Genomic DNA, 1682 nt, shown 5'->3' with positions numbered 1-1682 from the left:
TTTGGTTAAGTCCTCGATCGATTAGTATCAGTCAGCTACACATGTCGCCACGCTTCCACCTCTGACCTATCAACCTGATCATCTTTCAGGGATCTTACTAGCTTGCGCTATGGGAAATCTCATCTTGAGGGGGGCTTCATGCTTAGATGCTTTCAGCACTTATCCCGTCCACACATAGCTACCCAGCGATGCCTTTGGCAAGACAACTGGTACACCAGCGGTGTGTCCATCCCGGTCCTCTCGTACTAAGGACAGCTCCTCTCAAATTTCCTACGCCCACGACGGATAGGGACCGAACTGTCTCACGACGTTCTGAACCCAGCTCGCGTACCGCTTTAATGGGCGAACAGCCCAACCCTTGGGACCGACTACAGCCCCAGGATGCGATGAGCCGACATCGAGGTGCCAAACCTCCCCGTCGATGTGGACTCTTGGGGGAGATAAGCCTGTTATCCCCGGGGTAGCTTTTATCCGTTGAGCGATGGCCCTTCCATGCGGAACCACCGGATCACTAAGCCCGACTTTCGTCCCTGCTCGACTTGTAGGTCTCGCAGTCAAGCTCCCTTGTGCCTTTACACTCTACGAATGATTTCCAACCATTCTGAGGGAACCTTTGGGCGCCTCCGTTACATTTTAGGAGGCGACCGCCCCAGTCAAACTGCCCACCTGACACTGTCTCCCGGCCCGATCAGGGCCGCGGGTTAGAATTTCAATACAGCCAGGGTAGTATCCCACCGACGCCTCCACCGAAGCTAGCGCTCCGGCTTCTCAGGCTCCTACCTATCCTGTACAAGCTGTACCAAAATTCAATATCAGGCTACAGTAAAGCTCCACGGGGTCTTTCCGTCCTGTCGCGGGTAACCTGCATCTTCACAGGTACTATAATTTCACCGAGTCTCTCGTTGAGACAGTGCCCAGATCGTTACGCCTTTCGTGCGGGTCGGAACTTACCCGACAAGGAATTTCGCTACCTTAGGACCGTTATAGTTACGGCCGCCGTTTACTGGGGCTTCGATTCAGAGCTTCTCCCAAAGGATAACCCCTCCTCTTAACCTTCCAGCACCGGGCAGGCGTCAGCCCCTATACTTCGCCTTGCGGCTTCGCAGAGACCTGTGTTTTTGCTAAACAGTCGCCTGGGCCTATTCACTGCGGCTCTCTCGGGCTATACACCCTACCAGAGCACCCCTTCTCCCGAAGTTACGGGGTCATTTTGCCGAGTTCCTTAACGAGAGTTCTCTCGATCACCTTAGGATTCTCTCCTCGCCTACCTGTGTCGGTTTGCGGTACGGGCACCTCCCGCCTCGCTAGAGGCTTTTCTTGGCAGTGTGGAATCAGGAACTTCGGTACTATAATTCCCTCGTCATCACAGCTCAGCCTTTATGATGAGCGGATTTGCCTACTCATCAGCCTAACTGCTTGAACGCGCATATCCAGCAGCGCGCTTACCCTATCCTACTGCGTCCCCCCATTACTCAAACGGCGGGGAGGTGGTACAGGAATATCAACCTGTTGGCCATCGCCTACGCTTTTCAGCCTCGGCTTAGGTCCCGACTAACCCTGAGCGGACGAGCCTTCCTCAGGAAACCTTAGGCATTCGGTGGACAAGATTCTCACTTGTCTTTCGCTACTCATACCGGCATTCTCACTTCTAAGCGCTCCACCAGTCCTTACGGTCTGACTTC

At 54.2% G+C, this 1682-nt stretch carries 1 rRNA gene; it reads right to left on the bottom strand.

The window, feature by feature from the left end:
* Position 1: 1 nt before the first annotated feature.
* A 23S ribosomal RNA gene (locus POF52_RS30890) occupies positions 2-1682 on the bottom strand; the annotation flags it as partial.

Source organism: Priestia sp. AB (genome assembly GCF_028369225.1).
In the GTDB taxonomy this organism is placed as follows: domain Bacteria; phylum Bacillota; class Bacilli; order Bacillales; family Bacillaceae_H; genus Priestia; species Priestia megaterium.
The sequence above is the reverse complement of the archived record's forward strand: the minus strand, read 5'-3'. Positions and strand labels throughout refer to the sequence as shown.